The organism is Haloarcula terrestris, from assembly GCF_031624315.1.
Classification (GTDB): Archaea; Halobacteriota; Halobacteria; order Halobacteriales; family Haloarculaceae; genus Haloarcula; species Haloarcula terrestris.
The window spans coordinates 446,754-464,247 of record NZ_JAMQOM010000004.1 but is presented as its reverse complement, the minus strand read 5'-3'; the positions used below and the strand labels follow the sequence as shown (position 1 = coordinate 464,247).

Below are 17,494 nucleotides of genomic sequence, written 5' to 3'. Positions count from 1 at the left end.
AGTGGCTACTGGCAGCGCAAAAGCAGAGAATTGCAGAAAAGCGGCGTCGGAATCAGGCGAAGGTCCGGGAGACCTCTTCCTCTTCGGTGTCTTCCTGCTGGATCTTCTCCCAGGCGTTGTGGAAGTCGACCATCGTGACCTCGGTGCGGTCGTCGCGGATGGCGAACATCCCGGCTTCGGTACAGATGGCTTTCACGTCAGCACCGGAGGCGTCCGTTATCTCCTCGGCCAGGGCCTCGAAGTCCACGTCGTCGGCGACGTTCATGCTGCGGGTGTGGATCTTGAAGATCTGCTCGCGGCCCTCGACATCGGGATTTGGCACTTCGATGAGACGGTCGAAGCGGCCGGGGCGGAGGATGGCGCGGTCGAGCATGTCGAAGCGGTTCGTCGCCGCGATGATACGGATGTCGCCGCGGTCGTCGAACCCGTCCATCTCGGAGAGCAGTTGCATCATCGTCCGCTGGACCTCGGCGTCGCCGGAGGTCTTCGACTCCGTTCGCTTGGCCGCGATGGCGTCGATCTCGTCGATGAAGACGACGGCGGGCTCCTCCTGCCGAGCGAGTTCGAACAGATCACGGACGAGCTTCGCGCCCTCCCCGATGAACTTGTGGACAAGTTCGGAGCCGGCCATCTTGATGAACGTCGCGTCGGTCTCGTTGGCGACCGCTTTCGCCAGCATCGTCTTCCCGGTGCCGGGCGGGCCGTGCAGCAGGACGCCACTCGGCGGGTCGATGCCCACGTCTTCGAACATCTCGGGGCTCTTGAGCGGCATCTCGACGGTCTCGCGGACCTCTTCCATCTGCTCTTCGATGCCACCGATGTCGGCGAAGGTGACATCCGGCGACTGGTCAACCTGCATCACGCGGGCGCGAACGTCGGTCTCGTCATCCAGTTGCTTGACGATAGAGAGGGAGTTGTTGACGGCGACGCGGTCATCGGGTTCGAGGTCCTCGCGCATCTCGTCGGTGACCTCCGTCAGGGCCTCCTGGTTGTTGCCGTGCTGTTTGATAATCACGCCGTCACTGGACAGTTCCTGAACGGTGGCGACGAACAGTGGTGACTGCTTGAGCTTCTTGTTCTCGTGTGTCAGCCGTTCGAGCTTCTGCTGGTACTTGTTGTTCTCCGCGTTCGCGTCCAGCAGCTTGTCGCGCATCTCCTCGTTCTGGGATTCGAGCACCTCCAGCCGCTCCTGCAGCGCCTCGATCTTCTGTTGCTGAGACGCGTCATCGTCGTACGGCATGTCGACCTCGTCGACGGTGTCGGTCATTACGACGCCTTTAGTAGGTGTATCGTTATGAGGCTTCGGGTAGTGCCAGAATCTGTATCGCCCGCCGTGAGCCCCGTGGGGGCCGCTACTGGCTGCTCCCCGTCTGTGGGTCCGAAACCGGCACGTTTCTTGGCCCCCGCTGGCAACAGCCGACCATGCCAACGGAACGCGAGGAAGTCATCATCGTGGGCGGGGGCGTCGCCGGGCTGTCGGCGGCGATCTACACCGCTCGTGCTGACCTGTCGACCCGGATTATCTCGACCGGCGAGTCGATACTGAACCGCAACGCACACCTGGAGAACTACCCCGGGTTCCCGGCCGGAATCAACCCCCGGCTCCTGCTCGAACTCATGCGGGCACAGGCGCGGCGGGCCGGCGTCTGGTTCATCGACGGCGAAGCCGAGCAGGTCGAGCAAATTGACGGGGGCTTCGAAGTCACCTGTACCGACGGCGAGTCCTACGACGGAACGCATCTCATCGCCGCCTCCTGGTCGGACCCGTCGTATCTGGAAGGCCTTGACATCTCGCTCGTCGACCGGGGTTCGAAGCAGTTCATCTCGACCGACGACCAGGGCCGGACCGAGGTCGAGGGGCTGTACGCCGCCGGTCGGCTGGCCGAGCAGCACCACCAGACCATCGTCGCCGCGGGCCACGGCGCACAGGTCGGACTCACACTGCTGGAAGACTCCGACATCGACTTCTATCACGACTGGACCGCTCCGGAGGGGTATTTCACCGGCCGCGACCGTCCGGTTCCGCCAGGGTGTGAGGAGATCGACGAGGAAGAGCGCAAAAAGCGCGAGCAGGAGTCGCTGGAGGTCATGCAGCGGTACTTCGAGGAGCCGATGCCGGGCGAGCCGACGATGCACCCGAGCGTCGATCAGGATTCAGACTGACGCCGTTTCGAGGGAGCGTTCGACGGACTGCAGCCGCTCGATCCGCTCGGCCGTCGCCGGGTGGGACCGCGTTTCGATGGACAGCGAGTCGGTCGAGGCCGCCGTGTCGAACCCGTGCGGGAGAAAACACAGTCCGCGGACGCCCGCGTATGCGGCGCGCTTGTCGGCCGCCGGACGGTCGTCGTCGCCGTCGAGCGTCTCTAACGCCGCGACGAGCGCGGTGGGGTCCCCGGTCAACTGTGCCGCGCTCCGGTCGGCGGCGAACTCCCGAGCGCGCGAGAGCGACCGCCCGAGGACGACTACGGGCGCGGTGAACACGCCCAGCGCGACGCCACCGAACAGCACCGTCACCGCGAACAGAAACAGGAACCCAAGCGTGAACGAGAGGCTCCCGAACGGGGCGTCGAGTACCCGGGCGCTGCACACGTACGCGAGACCGAGCGCGACCAGTCCGAGCGCGTAGCGGCTCCCGCCGGGGAGCAGGTCCGCGAGCGGGTCGTACTCGCCGTTGGTCAGCGACGGGAGGAAGCTGGCAAGCGTCATGACGGTCGCGTCGCGGTTGGCGATATGCATCAGTTCGTGGGCCAGCACCGCATCGAGTTCCTCGCCCGCAAGCGTCGACAGGAGCCCCTCGCTGACGACGACCGTCGCGCCACCGAGCGTCCCGAGAGCGAAACTGTTCGGCACGTCAGCGTCCGCGACGGCGATCTGTGGTGGTGTGAGGTCTGCCAATTGTGCGAGCCGTTGCACCCGCTCGTGGAGATCGGGGTACTCCTCGGGGCCGACGACACGAGCGTCAACCTCGGCCATCGTCTGGGCTCTGGTGTAGCGAAGCTGTGCCCAGACAAAGGCCACGAGCGCCGGGATCAGAATCGCCACCCACCAGGCGATCCGCGCCGACGCGCCGCCGAACGGGAGGCGGGCCGCGACGGCGTCCCGCACGGGGGCAAGCCAGGGCGTCAGCAGCACCGCCGCGGTGGCGACCACCGCAACGTCGATGGCGAGGAGGAGCAGGAGGGTCCGCAGGATACGGCGGGTCAGTGTCCGCATGGGGTTGGTTCTGCTATACCCACAGCGAATGAAAGGTTTTCTGCTCCGGCGGATCGGGAGTGAGGGAAAATATTTACTCTACCGCCAGAAACCGTCCGGTAGTGTCAACGAAGCTGGTGCGTGCCGCCCTCGCCCTCCTCTGTGCAGTCGCGGTCCTGTTCGGCACGGCGCTGTTTCCGGGCGCGCTCGGCGTCGAGTTCGGCTCGGACGGGCCACTCGACAGCCAACAAAGCGGGCCGGCCACGCCCGACGGAACAGCGCCCGAGGAAGTCGATGGTGGGCCGACGCCGGTAGCGACGAGCGACGGGGTGGACGCGACACCGACCCCGGAGGCGACAAGCGACGAGACGGCATCGGCTGCGACAGCCACACCGACGCCGACGGAAACGGAGACTGCGGCAGCCGGGGACGGCTCCGATAGCGCTGCCCCCATACTGGTGAAAGTACTCGGACTGGCGCTGATCGGCGGGTTCGGCGTCGTCGCAATCGGTGTCCTCCGGGCCGCATCGAAAGAGGACCGCGACGGGACGACAGCCGCCGGGACCCTCCTCCCGGTCGTCGACAGGCTGGTCGGGCGGGTCGCCGGAGCGGTTTCGGACGGGGCAATTGGGCGGACTTTCGGTCGGATTCCACAGGTGACGACCGCCGCGTTGCTCTCTGGATCGGCGGCCCTCTCGCGGGTGGGGGCCGGTATCAGTACCGTCTCTAGCGGCGTCCTGTCCGGGTTGGCGACGGGCATCGGGTCAGTCGGAACGATGTTGCTACGGGGTGTCGCCGGCCTGCCGAGCGCCCTCGGGTCGCTGTCCGTCGCCCCGTTCAAAGCCCTCGGCGGCCTCGGCGGGAGCGGCGGCTTTCTCACCTCGGTTCGAAGCGGTATCGACAGCCCGTCGCTGTTTAGCTCGTCGGACTCGACGCCCGAGCGGACGACACCCACCGCTTCGACGGAAACGGACGACGGGCCGGACATCGATTCGCTGTCGGTTCAGGACGCCTGGGCGCTGCTTGCCGAGCGTGTGTCCGTCCCGGACCCGGAGACGGCGACGCCGGGCGAGTACGCCCGCCAAGCCATCGACAGCGGGCTCCCGGCCGAGCCCGTACGCCGGCTGACCGTCCGCTTTCGGGAGGTCACATACGGCGGGCAATCGCCGACTGCGGAGCGAACCGAATCGGCACGTGACGCTCTCAGACAGCTCCTCGGGGGCGGTGACGACTGATGAGCGACGGGGAGTCGCACCAGGGGCAAGGCGAAACCGCCCGGGCAACCATCGATATCAGCGTCGAGCGCCCGACACCGGAGCGCAAATTCGTCCGGTATAGCTTGCTTGGGCTCGGTGCGCTTGCCGGCGCGGTGTTCGTCATCACGTTCCCCTCAGTCCTGCCGGATGTCAGCAATGGAACGGTCCAGAGCATCCGGTTCGTCGCAAGCATCAGCGCCGCCGTCATCGGCCTCTTCGGCCTGTACTCCGTCGTTCGGACGCGGGAATCGAGTCTTCCGCCGGTGAAGGGGGGCCAGCCGCGTGACCCATATCACGAGGATGACACCGACGACGAGCCCGAGGAGTTGCTCGACGAGCTACTGGAACCGGAGACGGCGCAGGCGGACGCCGTCGACCGTGTCGGCAACGAAATCGACGATCTGCTCTCGGATATCGACGGCCGCGTCGACCCCTACAACGGTCTCGAAGCGAGCTACGCGTCCGAAGTCAGGGACAGGCTCCGCGAGACCGCGCGACAGGTGCTGGTCGAGACGGCAGACATGTCCTTGGAGACCGCTGCCCGGGCAGTCCGCACCGGGTCGTGGACGGACGACCGCCGGGCGGCCGCGTTCCTCGGCGGCCCGGAGGCTCCCGACCCGCCCATCGAGATGCAGCTTCGGGACTGGGCCAGCGGCGAGGGGTTCGACCGGAAAGTCGAAGCGGCGACGGCCGAGATACGACGGCTCCAGCGGGGTGAGCGCGCGTGACTACGCGCGAGACGACCCAGCGCAACGTCGGCGTCTCGGCCGCGCTGGTCGCCGGCGGGGCCGGCATCGTCACCGGGAATCCGGCGGTTTTCATGGTCGCGGCAGTGGCGCTGGTATACGCGGCCTATCAGGCAGCCATCGGCGACCCCGAGCCGACGCTCACGGTCGAACGGCACGTCGAACCGACCGACCCGCTCCCCGGGTCGGACGTAACGGTGACGGTGACGCTCACGAACGACGGGGACGCGACACTGCCGGACGTTCGCGTCCTTGACGGCGTTCCGGAGCGGCTGGAAGTAGTCGAGGGGTCCCCGCGGTTTGGCACCCACCTCGAAGCCGGGGCGTCGGAGTCGGTCACCTACACCGTCGAAGCCCGGCGCGGCGACCACGCCTTCACCGACGTGGCAGTGGTCTGTCGGAACCTGACCGGGACCGTCGAGTTCGCCGAGCAGGTCGGTGTCGAGACGACGGTGTCATGCAGTGCGAGCGTGGACAGCGTCTCGCTCTCCGGCCAGACACTCTCCCAGTCCGGGCGCGTCCCGACGGACGCCGGCGGGAACGGACTCGCCTTCTACGCCATCCGCGAGCACCAGTCCGCGGACCCGATGAGCCGCGTCGACTGGAACCGCCTCGCGAAGACGAACGAACTGGCGACGGTCGAGTTCAAGGAGACGCGGGCGGCCACCGTCGTCACGCTCGTTGATTCGCGACACGCCGTGGCGAGCGAGGCGAACGCGCCCACCGCCGTCCAGTTCTGTGCCTACGCGGCCCAGCAGGTCGGCTCGGCGCTGCTGGATATGGACAACCGAGTGGGGGCCGCCGTCTACGATAGTTGCGAGACGCTCCAGCCGTCGGCCAACCGGGCACAGGAACAGCGGCTGGAGGGGTTCCTGGGCGAAATTGTGAGCGGGTCGGCTACCGGATCGTCGGGGACCCGCGATTCGTGGCTGTTCGACACGGACACCCGCACCCCCCGGATGCAGTCGTCGACCAGGATGGGGGACCGCTACGGAATCGCCGACGGCGGCGACGCGGTAGCGACGCTGGACCGCTCGATACCGAGTGAATCACAGATCGTGTTCTGTACGCCACTGCTCGACGACAGAGCAGCCGAGGCGGCGAAACGGCTCGCCGCATACGGGCATGCAGTCACGGTCCTCAGCCCGGACATGACGACCGGGGACAGCCCGGGCAGTACCGTCGAGCGAATCGACCGAACGGCCCGCCTCGACGACCTCCGGGGAACGGTTCGAGTCGTCGACTGGACGCCCGCGGAGCCGCTCGCTAAATCACTCATCCACGCAACAGAGCGGTGGGCATGACGGGACTCGACAGTCGCCCGGCGGCGTCCAGCGCGGCGCTGGCTGGGACGGTCGCCGTCCTCGTCGCGCTCGGCCTCGGCATCGCTGTCGGGGACCCGATAGTGGTTCTGACCGGCCTCGTCGGCGGGCTCTGTGTCGCGGCCGGGGCCTGGGCGCTCCGCAGCGACGAACACACTCGCATCGCCGGCGGCAGCGTCGCCATCGTCGTCGGCGCAGCCGTGTTCTGTGGGACCGCGTTACTGGCTGGCGACTACTGGTCGCTGGCCGTGGCACTCGGGTTCTCGCTGGCCGCGACGCTCGTCGTCACCGACGCCAGCAGCGGGCTGGTGCCCCCGGCCGACGGGACGGACGAACTCTCGACGGCCCTGGAAGAAAATTTCGTGGTGTTGCTCGTCGGCATCGGGGTCGCGACCGCCTGTTCCATCGCCGCCGCCATCAGGCTGCCGTGGGTGCTCGTCCGTGTCGTCACTGGGTTCTCGATGCATCCGCTCGTGGGCTTCGTGACGCTACAGGCCGGGGTCCTCCTCGCCCTGTTACTGCTGGATCGGGTCACTGCGGTGCTGGAGTCGTGGATTCCGGCACCGACGGCGACGACCGACCGGGCACTCGACGGCCTCGACCTCGTGGGAACGAGCTGGTGGGACATCGACCTCCCGGTCAAAGTCGCCGTGGGCCTGCAGTTGCTCGTGGCCGTTGTCCCGACGGCCCAGGGGCTGTTCGACCGCTTTCTCGGCACCCTCCCGATGCTCGGGCCGATCCTGCGAGTGGCCCTCAGTGGCCCGCTCCACCTCCCGCTCGCGGTCGGACTGCTGGCCTTGCTGGGTATCCTCGTCGCCGAACAGCTCCGGCAGTGGCTGCTGCAGTGGCTCGGGGACAGTCCCGGGCGGTCACTCGCGCGACAGGCCGGCGGTATCGCAGTCCCAGTGGTACTGCTACTGAGCGCGCTGGCCCTCACAGCCGCCGGCGTGACACGACGCGTGGCCCCCACGTTCGGCGAGGCTGGCCACTACGGCACGGCAACCGTGCTCCTCCTGGGCGTCCTGATTTCCGTCATCGTCCTCCGGGCACTCAGCAGGATACTGACCGGAATTGCTCGGGCAGAACTACTGTCTCGGCGGGTGACCGGGTTCGCAACCGGGAGCGCGCTGCTGTTCCTCACGACACTGGTCGCGGCCGAGCGCGGGCTCGCACCGCTGTTCGTCCTCGTCGGAAGTGCGGCGGCGCTGCTGGTCTGGGACGCCGGCGTCCACGCCAGCAGTATCGGCCACCAGCTGGGCCGGGACGCCGAGACGACCGACAGCGAGTTCGTCCACGTCACCGGGACCGCGGCCGTCCTCGCCGGCGCGATCCTGCTCGTGATGGTCGTCAGATACGTGCTCATCCCGGTCGCGGTTCCGGCTACGTCGGCCGGCCTCTCGCTCAGTTCGGTGGTGGCACTGGGGTTGGTTCTGCTGGCGATAGCCGCCTTCACCCTCGCGTTGAACGCCCACGACGAGGGGCCACGAACGAGCAGCGACGGGGGCGAGCGGCAGAGCGACCCAGCCGCCAGCGATGGCGACTAGCCCGTGCTGGAGAGACGGGGGCTTTTACCCCCGCACCGAGAACCGGCGGGTATGCTGACCGGAGTCAACGTCGTCCTGGGGGTGTCGGGCTCTATCGCGGCCGTCAAGACGGTGGAACTCGCACACGAACTCCGACGGCAGGGCGCGTCCGTCCGGGCGGTGATGACCGACAGCGCGACGGGCATCATCCACCCGTGGGCGCTTGAGTTCGCAACGGACAATGACACCGTCACGGAAATCACGGGCAGCGTCGAGCACGTCGACCTCTGCGGGCGCTCGGGCTGGGGGGACGTGCTCCTGCTCGCGCCGGCGACGGCAAACACCGTCGGGAAGGTCGCCGCTGCCATCGACGACACGCCCGTGACGACGTGTGCGACGACCGCCCTCGGCGCGGACGTGCCGGTCGTCGTCGCGCCGGCGATGCACGAACCGATGTACGACCACCCCGGCGTGCTGGACGCCATCGACCGCGTCGAGTCCTGGGGCGTCGAGTTCGTGGACCCGCGAATCGAGGAGGGAAAGGCCAAGATCGCCACCGAGGCGGCCATCGTCACGGCGACCGCCCGGGCCGCGGGCGACCGGCCGCTGGCGGGCAAACACGTCGTCGTGACCGCGGGCGCGACGACGGAGTCAGTCGACCCCGTGCGGACGCTCTCGAACCGGTCCTCGGGACGGACCGGGCGTGCGGTCGCGCGGGCCTGCTACGTCCGCGGGGCCGACGTGACACTCGTCCACGATGGGCCGGACGTGCCCTACGCGACCGTCGAGCGGGTCGAATCCGCCGCGGAGATGACCGACGCCGTTCGCCGGGTCGCAGACTCGGCCGACGCGCTGGTCTCGGCGGCGGCCATTTCGGATTACACCGTCGAACAGGCTCCCGAGAAGATCAAAAGCGGGCAGGAGGAACTGACACTGACGCTCAAACCGACGCCGAAACTCATCGACACCGTCCGGTCTGTCCATCCCGACCTCCCCATCGTCGGCTTCAAGGTCGAAAGTGAGGGCGACGACGAGACACTGGTCGAGCGCGCTCGCGAGATCCGCGAGCGGTCAGGGCTGGCCTTCGTGGTCGCCAACGACGCGAGCGTGATGGGGGCCAGCGAGACGCGCGCCCTGCTCGTGGACGGCGATGGGGCCGCGGAGTACGTCGGGGACAAGCGGGGGCTCGGCGCTCGCGTCGCGGACGAACTCGGTGCCCATCTGTCCAACGGCGAGCGAGCGCGTAACTGATTACGAAATAGTTTTGCGTGTTCCGTGGTTCCGGTCCGATAACGACAGTATAGCCCGACAAACCGCTTATTCGGAGTTTTTAAACAGAGACTGTGACTGCACCACCACCCCGTCGCCTGCTCGTGCCAGTAGCTGATTCGGTGACGGTCCGGAACACCGTCGCCTACGCCGTCGAACAGGCTGAATCGGCGGCCAGAGACGGACCGCAACAGGTGTCGCTGCACCTCGTCGCCGTCGCAAGCACGCGCGCCGTCGACCCGGACGCCCAGTCTGAACTCGGCCAGGCGAAGGACCTACTCGACCGCATCGAGGTCTGGCTCGACGAAGATCTGGGGGCCGACCCCCCGTCAAACCTCGACGTAGAAACGGGGGTCATCGGGGCCAACCGCTACCTGTTCAGCCCCGGCGACTACGCCGACGCGATACTGGCCTACGCCGAGGAACAGAACATCGATCGGGTCGTCCTCGATCCGGAGTTCAACCCGGGCGGTACGACGCCGATGCTTCGGCCGCTCGAAGTCGAACTCTCCCGGGGCGATATCGAGGTCGAGACCGCCCCCGTCGAGCGGCCAGCGCGGTCGACCGCGCTCGCTCGCGCCGCGACGCTCCCGAAGTATCTCACCGTGTTCGGGGCGTCATACCTGTTTTATCTCCTGTTGAGTTCGTACAAGCCCCTGGATTTCTTCACTGGCGCGATAACCGCGACTATCGTCACCGCGTTGCTCGCGCCCATCGCGTTCAGCCGCCAGCCGTCGCTGACGCGGATCCCGAAACAGCTCGCCCGGATGGCAATCTACGTCCCGTACCTCCTCAAAGAGATCGCCGTTGCGAACCTCGAAATCGCCTACGTCGTCTTGCACCCGTCGCTGCCAATCGATCCTGAGATGGTCGAGCTGGAGGCCGCCGTCTGGGGGGACGCCGCGGTGACGACGCTGGCAAACAGCATCACGCTGACACCCGGGACGCTCACTGTCAGCGTCTCGGACCAGGCGTTCGACATCCACTCGCTCACCGGGAGCGCGCGAGAGGACCTGTTCGGTGGAAGCCTCGAACGGGCCGTCCGGTTCGTCTTTTACGGCCGGGAGGCCGCAGCGATCGCCTCGCCGCGCGAGCGCGGACAGGGGGACAACAGCGACACCGAGAGCGACGTTGGAGAGCCGGAGGTGGCCGACGATGATTGAGTTCGAAGCGGCACTGTTGGCAATTGCCGCCACGTTCGTTCTGTTCGCAATTGTGGCCCTCTACCGCGTGTTCGCGGGGCCGACGGACCACGACAGAGTCATCGCGGTCAACGTGATGGGGACCAACACCGTCATCGCTATCGCGCTCGTTTCCGGCGCTCTCGATAAGCCGCTGTTCCTGGATATCGCGCTCGTGTACGCCCTGCTGAACTTCCTGCTCTCGATAGCGTTCTCGAAGTTCAACGTCGAACATGGGGGTGTGCTATGACGCCGACGGAGTGGGGTATCGTCGCGCTTGCGCTGGTGGGCGCGTTCTTCGGCGGCGTCGCCTCAATCGGCATCGTCCGATTGCCGGACGTGTACACGCGCGCTCACGCGGCATCGAAAAGCGACACGCTGGGGGCCGTCCTCACTATCGGGGCCGCCGCACTCGCGATTCAGACCGACCTCTCGACGATCAAGGCCGTCTTCCTGCTGGTGTTCATGTTCCTGACGAACCCGACGGCCGCCCACGCAATCGCACGGGCGGCACAGGACCAGGGTATCGAGCCGTGGACCGCCGGCGACAAGGAGGGAAAGCAGTGAGTCTGACACTCATCGAGGCGGCGCTGCTGGTGTTCGTGCTGGGCTGTGCGATCGGCGCGGCAATGCTCCGTGACGTGCTGGCGTCGCTGATGGCGTTTGCCGCCTACAGCCTCGGTATCTCCATCATCTGGGTGATGCTGGAGGCCCCCGACGTGGGCCTGACCGAGGCCGCTGTCGGGGCCGGTATCATGACCATCCTGTTCATCTTGGCCCTTGCAAACACTGTTCGGCCACAGGAGAACGGCCTGTTCGAGTCGATTAGCCTTCGGACCGTCGTGCTGGTCGGCGCGTTCGTCGTCGTCATGATCGCGACGGTCCCGTCGCTGCCCGCCGTCGGGGCGGACGGGGCGGCAAACCCCGTCGTCAGCGGCGAGGTGACGCAGTACTACATCGAGAACGCGTACGAAGACACTGAGGTCCAAAACGGGGTGACGGCCGTGCTCGCGGCCTACCGCGGGTTCGACACGCTGGGCGAGGCTGTCGTGGTCTTCTCGGCCGGCGTGGCGGCACTGACCGTCCTCAGACAGGAGGTGTTCGCATGAGCAACGAGGAGCGAACCGGGCTGTACGTCGAGAGCACGATCATCATGACGACGGTGCGTGTCGTCGCGCCGTTCGTCCTCACGTTCGCCCTGTTCGTCATGTTCCACGGGGCAAACTCCCCCGGCGGCGGCTTCCAGGGTGGTGTCATCGCCGGGTCGGTCCTGATGATGCTCGCCTTCGCCTACGGTATTGACGCGGCGCGGCAGTGGGTTGATGTCCGCGTTATCTCCGCACTGGCCTCCGGCGGTGTCCTCGTATTCGCGGCCATCGGCCTGGGAACGATACTCCTGGGCGGGAACTTCCTCGAATACCACCTGTACGAACAGTTCATTTCGCATGCGACCGCCTACGGTATCGAACTCGTCGAACTGGGTATCGGTGGTATCGTCGCCAGCGTCGCTATCGGCCTCTTTTTCCTGCTTGCTGCCGGCTTCGGCCACGCCGTCGACGATCCGGAGGGTGAAAGCTAATGCTCGAACTGCTGAACTCACACTACAACTACTTCGCGGTGATGCTCCTGCTTGGTATCGGCCTCTATATGCTCATTGAGTCCCGGAACCTCGTGAAGAAGGTCATCGGGATGAACATCTTCCAGACGGGTATCTTCCTGTTTTTCATCACGCTCGCGTTCCGGGCCGGCGGGAACCCGCCGATCATCAAGGAGGGGGGCGGCCCCTACGTCAGCCCGCTGCCACACGTCCTCATCCTGACCGCTATCGTCGTCGGGGTGAGCCTTACGGCCGTGGCGCTTGCGCTTATCATCCGCATCTACACCGAGTACGGCACGCTGGACGAAGACAAACTCAAACAGCTCTACTATGATTGAACAACTCCCCGTTTTGCTGGTCGTACTACCCATCGTCGGCGGTTCGATACCGCTCGTCGCTAGCCTCGTCAGCGACCGGGCCGGCTGGCCCATCGCGACGCTGACGCTCATCGGCCAGGTCGGACTGGCCGGGTTGCTCGCGTGGGCCGTCAGTACGAGTGGCACTGTTTCCTACGCGGTCGGCGGCTTCGCCGCGCCGTACGGCATCGAACTCGTCGTCGACGGGCTCTCCGGGGCCGTCGCCTTGCTCGTGGCCGTCGTGTCGCTGGGCGTGCTCGTCTACGCTCGGCAGGCCGGCCCACACTCGAACTCCTTCTATGGCCTCTACCTGCTGTTGGTCGCCGGCCTGACGGGGATGACCGTCACCGGCGACGTGTTCAACCTCTACGTGTTCCTCGAAATCACGGGCCTGGCGGCCTACGGTCTGGTGGCGAGCGGCCGTGACGCAAGCGCAGCCGTCGCGGCGCTGAAGTACCTCATTATCGGGACCGTCGGAGCCTCGCTGTATCTCCTCGGTATCGGCTACCTGCTCGCGGCGACGGGGACGCTCAACATGGCCGACCTGGCGACCAAGCTCGGGGAGATGGCGGCTTACGACTCGACGCTCGTCCTGACCGCGTTCGGGCTGATGATCGGCGGGTTGACGGTGAAAGTCGCCCTGTTCCCGCTGCACACCTGGCAGCCAGACGCCTACGCGAACGCGCCGGACACCGTGAGCGCGTTCATTTCGGCGCTCGTCTCGACGGTCTCGGCGTACGCGCTCGCCCGTCTGCTGTTTTCCGTGTTCACCGTGGAGTTCCTGACGGCCGTGCCCGTCGCTCGCTGGGCGCTGGTCGGACTGGCCTGCGTGAGTATCATCGCGGGGAGCGCGCTCGCCGTCTCACAGAACAGTGTCCAGCGGATGCTCGCGTACTCCTCGGTGTCGCAGTTCGGCCTCGTCATCGCGGGGTTCGCCATCGCGACGCCGATTGCCGTCGTCGGCGCGACCGTCCACCTGCTGGGCCACGCGGTCATGAAAGGCGGGCTGTTCGCCGCGACGGGAATTATCGAGCGCAAGACGGGCGCGACGACCGTGAGCGGCTATGCCGGCATGGGGAGCCGCGTCCCGCTGTCGGCGTTTTCGTTTGCCGTCCTCTCGCTTGCCATGGTCGGCGTCCCGCCGGCAGTCGGCTTCGTCGGCAAGTGGTATATCGTCCTCGGCGCAGTCAACGCCGAGATATGGCCCGTCGTGGCCGTTCTGCTCGCCAGTACGCTCCTGACGCTCGCGTACTTCGCTCGCCTCGTCGAGCGGCTCTACTTCGCCGAAGCGACCATCCACGCGGAAGAGGGCGTCCCTGAGGACGCCCCCGTCACGGACGGGAGCGGAAAGGCGGTCTCGTTCGGGATGGTCGCCGTCGTCGTCCTTGCAGCCGTCCTCGCGGTCGCGCTGACCGCAGCCGTACCGGAGTTGCAAACAGTGCTTGAGGAAACGCTTCCACCCCTTCTAAACCAATGACTGAGTTACGACCCATCCTGGCGATCCTCGTCTCGGCGGCGGCTATCCCCGTCATTCTCTCGCTCAAAGGCCGGCCGAATCTGCGAGAGGGGGTGACCCTGGCCGTCGCGTTCACAAAGTTCGGCATCATCGCGAGCATGGTTCCCGGCGTCCTGAACGGGACAGAGTACGAGTTCGCAATCGGACAGTTCGCCACTGGAATCGAACTGGCGTTCAGCGTCGACCCGCTGGGACTCCTCTTTGGCCTGCTCGCGAGCCTGCTGTGGATCGTCACGAGCTTCTACAGCATCGGCTACATGCGCGGCCTGGACGAACACGCCCAGACCCGATACTTCGCCTCCTTCGCCGCCAGCCTCGCGTCGGCGGTCGGCGTCGCGTTCGCGTCGAACCTGCTGACGCTGTTTGTCGCCTACGAGTTGTTGACCGTGTCGACGTATCCGCTCGTCACCCACGACGAGACGGACGAGGCACGCGCCGCCGGCCGGAAGTACCTCGCGTACACCTTCGGGGGCGGCGTGGCCGTGCTGGGCGGGACCGTCCTCGTGTTTGTTCTGGCCGGAACGACCGCGTTCACGCCCGGCGGCCTCGAAGGCCTGGCGACGGCCGATCCGACGCTGGCGCGGGCGGCCTTCACCTTGCTGGCGGTCGGTTTCGGCGTCAAGGCCGCACTGATGCCGGTACACTCCTGGCTCCCGGACGCGATGGTCGCTCCGACGCCGGTGTCGGGGCTGCTCCACGCCGTCGCAGTCGTCAAAAGCGGCGTGTTCGGCATCGCTCGGGTCGTTCTCGACGTGTACGGCACCGAAACGATGGCGGAACTCGGCGTCGGACTCCCACTGGCCGCGATTGCGGCCTTTACCCTCCTGACGGCGAGCATCATCGCACTCCGACAAGATAATCTCAAGCGGCGGCTGGCGTACTCGACGATCAGCCAACTCTCCTACATCGTGCTCGGACTGGGACTGCTCCATGGACAGGCCCTCACTGGCGGCCTGCTCCACATCCCAGCGCATGCATTCATGAAGCTCACGCTGTTTTTCTGTGCCGGCGCGATACACGTCGAAACGCATACCGACGACATCAGCGATATGGCCGGCATCGGGAAACGGATGCCGCTGACGATGGCCGCTTTCGCCGTCGCCGCGGCCGGAATGGCCGGAATCCCGCTTGTAGCTGGGTTTGTCAGCAAGTGGTATCTCGTCATCGGCGCGCTGAGTCTCGATGGGGGACTCATTTTCGCCGCAGCCTTGCTGGTCTCCGGTGTTCTCAACATCGCGTACTTCTGGCCCATCGTCTACCAGGCGTACTTCGAGTCGCCGGAGAGCCACGACGAAAAGCCCCTCCTAGAGGGGCCACTCGGTGGCCGGAGCGAACTGCGAGCCGACGGCGGGGAGGGACACGATTCAGACACCGCTGACGACCACGCCGGCGAAGGCGACGTTCCAGACCCAGCACACGTCGACCATCTCGGGAAGCGCCACGAGGATCACGAACACCACGGCGGCCCGCCAGAGGGCGGCTGGGACGACCGCGGCTGGCGCGGCGGCGAGAGCACGTGGTTCATGCTCGGCCCGATACTGACCGCGGCCACGCTGTCGCTGCTGCTGGGGACAGTGCCGTACACGGCTGTCTTCCTGCGCATCGTCGACACTATCGTCAGTAATCTTCCGGGGGTGGTCGCCTGATGTCGACGCTGACGATGGTCCCGCCGGTCGTCGTCCTGCTGGCGCTGGCAATCGTTGTTTCCCGGCTCCCACGGCGGGCCGGGCACGCCATCGGCGCGCTCGTCCCGGCGCTTGCAGTACCGTGGGCGGTCATGGTGCCCGAGGGTGCGCATCTTGGTGTCAGATTCCTCGGATTCGAGGCCGTCCTCCTGAACGTCGACCCGTTCTCGCGGCTGATGGGCATCATCTTCGGGCTCATCGCCGCCGTCGCCGTCCTCTACTCCTACGCCAGCGAGGCCGACACGACACAGACCGGCTTTGCCCTCTCGTACGTCGCGACTAGCTTCGGGGCGGTGTTCGCCGGCGACTGGCTGACGCTCATCTTCTTCTGGGAGCTGATGGCCGTCACCAGTACCCTGCTGGTGTGGCACTACGGCGGCAAGGCGGTTCGGGCCGGCTTCCGGTACGCGCTGCTGCACGGCCTGGGCGGCACGCTGTTGATGGCCGCCATCCTCGGCCACTACGTCGAGGTGGGCACGTTCCTGTTCGCGTCGGTGCCGGGCGGTCCCGAAGCGGGCGGCATTACTGCCGGTCTTCCCGCCGCCCTGGCCGCCATCGGCATCGGCGTCAACGTCGGCTTCATCGGCCTGCACGCCTGGCTGCCCGACACCTATCCGCGCCCGCACATCGCCGCCAGCGTCTTCCTCTGCGTGTTCACGACAAAGACCGGCGTCTACGGGATGTACCGGGCGTTCCCGGGTGGACACGACGCAATCGCGTACATGGGTGGCGGGATGGCCATCTTCGGGGCGTTGTTCGCGCTGTTCCAGAACGACATGCGGCGGCTCCTCTCCTATCACATCCAGTCCCAGGTCGGGTACATGGTCGCCGGCGTCGGCATCGGGTCCTCACTCGCTCAGGCCGGCGCGTTCGCCCACGTGTTCAACCACATCCTCTACAAGGGGCTGCTGTTCATGACCGCCGGCGCTGTCATCTACCGGACCGGTGAGGAGAGTCTGAAGAAACTCGGCGGCCTGGCCCGCGAGATGCCGATTACCGCGGGCGCGTTCTCCGTTGCCGCCCTCTCAATCGCCGGTTTCCCCGGCTTCAACGGGTTCGTCAGCAAGGGAATCATCATCTCCGGGAGCCACTACACCTTCGGGAAGGGACCGCTGCCACTCGGTGAGTTCTATACGCTTGAGTGGATGCTGCTCCTTGGCGGCATCGGGACGTTCATGTCGTTCATCAAGTTCGGCTACTACGCGTTCTTCCACGGCTCGTACGACGGTAGTGTTCCGGACGCGAACCGCGGTCAAAGCATCGCCATGGTGTCCGTGGCCGCGCTCTGTGTCATTTACGGTGTGTACGACACGGCACTGTTCACTATCCTTCCGTTCGATGTGACGAGCGAGGCTGCCGTCGACCACGTCTACGAGACGTACACCATCCCACATCTCATCGAGGGAGTCGCCCTCGCCGTCATCGGACTGGTCGGCTTCGCGGTGACGAAAAAGCCCCTGTCGAAGCTCGGCCGCGTCCCGGACATCGATTCGCTGTATAATCCCGCTATCTTCTATGGCTCCCGCGGGCTCGTCGTCGGCGTGACCGAACTGTACGCCGCTGTGGACCGTGCGGTGGTCAGGGCTACGGCCGTCGTCACGCAAACGGTGACAGCCCCGAACGACGTGATCGCACGGTTCCGAGACGATGACAGCCTCGTCCATCCGATGCGGGCCGGCATCGGGCTCAGTATTCTCATCCTCGCGGTGTTCGTTACGGTAGCGCTGCTGGCCCTTTCGTGATGGTTGAAAACACATTCTGTGATAATTGCGTCCCTAATCGTACAGATTTGGCCCCATACACCTCAGAATAGTTGTTAGCAGACGAGGTGATTACAGTCTCTGATAATAC

17 protein-coding genes are annotated in these 17,494 nt (G+C 66.3%); 15 read left to right on the top strand and 2 right to left on the bottom strand.

Annotated elements, in window-relative coordinates:
* Positions 1–52: 52 nt before the first annotated feature.
* On the bottom strand, positions 53–1,267 hold the full coding sequence (gene pan1, locus NDI54_RS12620) for a proteasome-activating nucleotidase Pan1 (protein WP_310896792.1): 1,215 nt from the start codon (positions 1,265–1,267) through the stop codon (positions 53–55).
* Between the two features lie 155 nt (positions 1,268–1,422).
* Between pan1 and NDI54_RS12615 the strand changes: the two genes are divergently transcribed.
* On the top strand, positions 1,423–2,163 hold the full coding sequence (locus NDI54_RS12615; protein WP_310896791.1) for an NAD(P)/FAD-dependent oxidoreductase: 741 nt from the start codon (positions 1,423–1,425) through the stop codon (positions 2,161–2,163).
* Here the strand turns inward: NDI54_RS12615 and NDI54_RS12610 are convergent.
* Positions 2,155–3,213 carry a M48 family metalloprotease gene (locus tag NDI54_RS12610; protein ID WP_310896790.1) on the bottom strand — a complete coding sequence of 353 codons (1,059 nt, stop codon included), beginning with the start codon at positions 3,211–3,213 and terminating at the stop codon, positions 2,155–2,157. The two genes, NDI54_RS12615 and NDI54_RS12610, sit on opposite strands and share 9 nt — an antisense overlap.
* A gap of 101 nt (positions 3,214–3,314) precedes the next feature.
* On the opposite strand from NDI54_RS12610, the gene NDI54_RS12605 reads away from it, so the two are divergent.
* From NDI54_RS12605 to NDI54_RS12540, 14 genes are all read left to right on the top strand, one after another.
* Positions 3,315–4,427, top strand: coding sequence for a DUF4129 domain-containing protein (locus NDI54_RS12605; protein WP_310896789.1), 1,113 nt, complete (start codon positions 3,315–3,317; stop codon positions 4,425–4,427).
* Positions 4,427–5,176 carry a DUF7269 family protein gene (locus NDI54_RS12600; protein ID WP_310896788.1) on the top strand — a complete coding sequence of 250 codons (750 nt, stop codon included), beginning with the start codon at positions 4,427–4,429 and terminating at the stop codon, positions 5,174–5,176. The genes NDI54_RS12605 and NDI54_RS12600 overlap by 1 nt, the downstream gene beginning before the upstream one ends.
* Positions 5,173–6,498: a DUF58 domain-containing protein gene (locus NDI54_RS12595; protein WP_310896787.1), complete on the top strand. Its 1,326-nt coding sequence runs from the start codon at positions 5,173–5,175 to the stop codon at positions 6,496–6,498. Before NDI54_RS12600 ends, NDI54_RS12595 begins: the two co-directional genes overlap by 4 nt.
* A complete protein-coding gene (locus NDI54_RS12590; protein WP_310896786.1) occupies positions 6,495–8,060 on the top strand; it encodes a DUF7519 family protein in 1,566 nt (521 codons plus the stop codon). Before NDI54_RS12595 ends, NDI54_RS12590 begins: the two co-directional genes overlap by 4 nt.
* A gap of 51 nt (positions 8,061–8,111) precedes the next feature.
* Positions 8,112–9,290, top strand: a complete 1,179-nt coding sequence (coaBC, locus tag NDI54_RS12585; RefSeq protein WP_310896785.1) for a bifunctional phosphopantothenoylcysteine decarboxylase/phosphopantothenate--cysteine ligase CoaBC — start codon at positions 8,112–8,114, stop codon at positions 9,288–9,290.
* 140 nt (positions 9,291–9,430) lie between these two features.
* Positions 9,431–10,471 (top strand): monovalent cation/H+ antiporter subunit E, encoded by a 1,041-nt coding sequence (locus tag NDI54_RS12580; protein ID WP_310896881.1) that lies wholly within the window; start codon positions 9,431–9,433, stop codon positions 10,469–10,471.
* The gene (locus NDI54_RS12575) at positions 10,464–10,739 is read left to right on the top strand and encodes a cation:proton antiporter (protein ID WP_310896784.1); all 276 of its coding nucleotides are present in this window, start codon (positions 10,464–10,466) and stop codon (positions 10,737–10,739) included. Before NDI54_RS12580 ends, NDI54_RS12575 begins: the two co-directional genes overlap by 8 nt.
* Entirely contained in the window at positions 10,736–11,056 is a 321-nt protein-coding gene (gene mnhG / locus NDI54_RS12570) for a monovalent cation/H(+) antiporter subunit G (protein ID WP_310896783.1), read from the top strand. The genes NDI54_RS12575 and mnhG overlap by 4 nt, the downstream gene beginning before the upstream one ends.
* Positions 11,053–11,598 carry a DUF4040 domain-containing protein gene (locus NDI54_RS12565; RefSeq protein ID WP_310896782.1) on the top strand — a complete coding sequence of 182 codons (546 nt, stop codon included), beginning with the start codon at positions 11,053–11,055 and terminating at the stop codon, positions 11,596–11,598. Before mnhG ends, NDI54_RS12565 begins: the two co-directional genes overlap by 4 nt.
* Positions 11,595–12,068, top strand: coding sequence for a Na(+)/H(+) antiporter subunit B (locus NDI54_RS12560; protein WP_310896781.1), 474 nt, complete (start codon positions 11,595–11,597; stop codon positions 12,066–12,068). Before NDI54_RS12565 ends, NDI54_RS12560 begins: the two co-directional genes overlap by 4 nt.
* Positions 12,068–12,424 (top strand): cation:proton antiporter subunit C, encoded by a 357-nt coding sequence (locus NDI54_RS12555; RefSeq protein WP_310896780.1) that lies wholly within the window; start codon positions 12,068–12,070, stop codon positions 12,422–12,424. Before NDI54_RS12560 ends, NDI54_RS12555 begins: the two co-directional genes overlap by 1 nt.
* Positions 12,417–13,919: a monovalent cation/H+ antiporter subunit D family protein gene (locus NDI54_RS12550; protein ID WP_310896779.1), complete on the top strand. Its 1,503-nt coding sequence runs from the start codon at positions 12,417–12,419 to the stop codon at positions 13,917–13,919. The genes NDI54_RS12555 and NDI54_RS12550 overlap by 8 nt, the downstream gene beginning before the upstream one ends.
* The gene (locus NDI54_RS12545; protein WP_310896778.1) at positions 13,916–15,604 is read left to right on the top strand and encodes a cation:proton antiporter; all 1,689 of its coding nucleotides are present in this window, start codon (positions 13,916–13,918) and stop codon (positions 15,602–15,604) included. Before NDI54_RS12550 ends, NDI54_RS12545 begins: the two co-directional genes overlap by 4 nt.
* A complete protein-coding gene (locus NDI54_RS12540; RefSeq protein ID WP_310896777.1) occupies positions 15,604–17,385 on the top strand; it encodes a Na(+)/H(+) antiporter subunit D in 1,782 nt (593 codons plus the stop codon). Before NDI54_RS12545 ends, NDI54_RS12540 begins: the two co-directional genes overlap by 1 nt.
* The last annotated feature ends 109 nt before the right edge of the window (positions 17,386–17,494 follow it).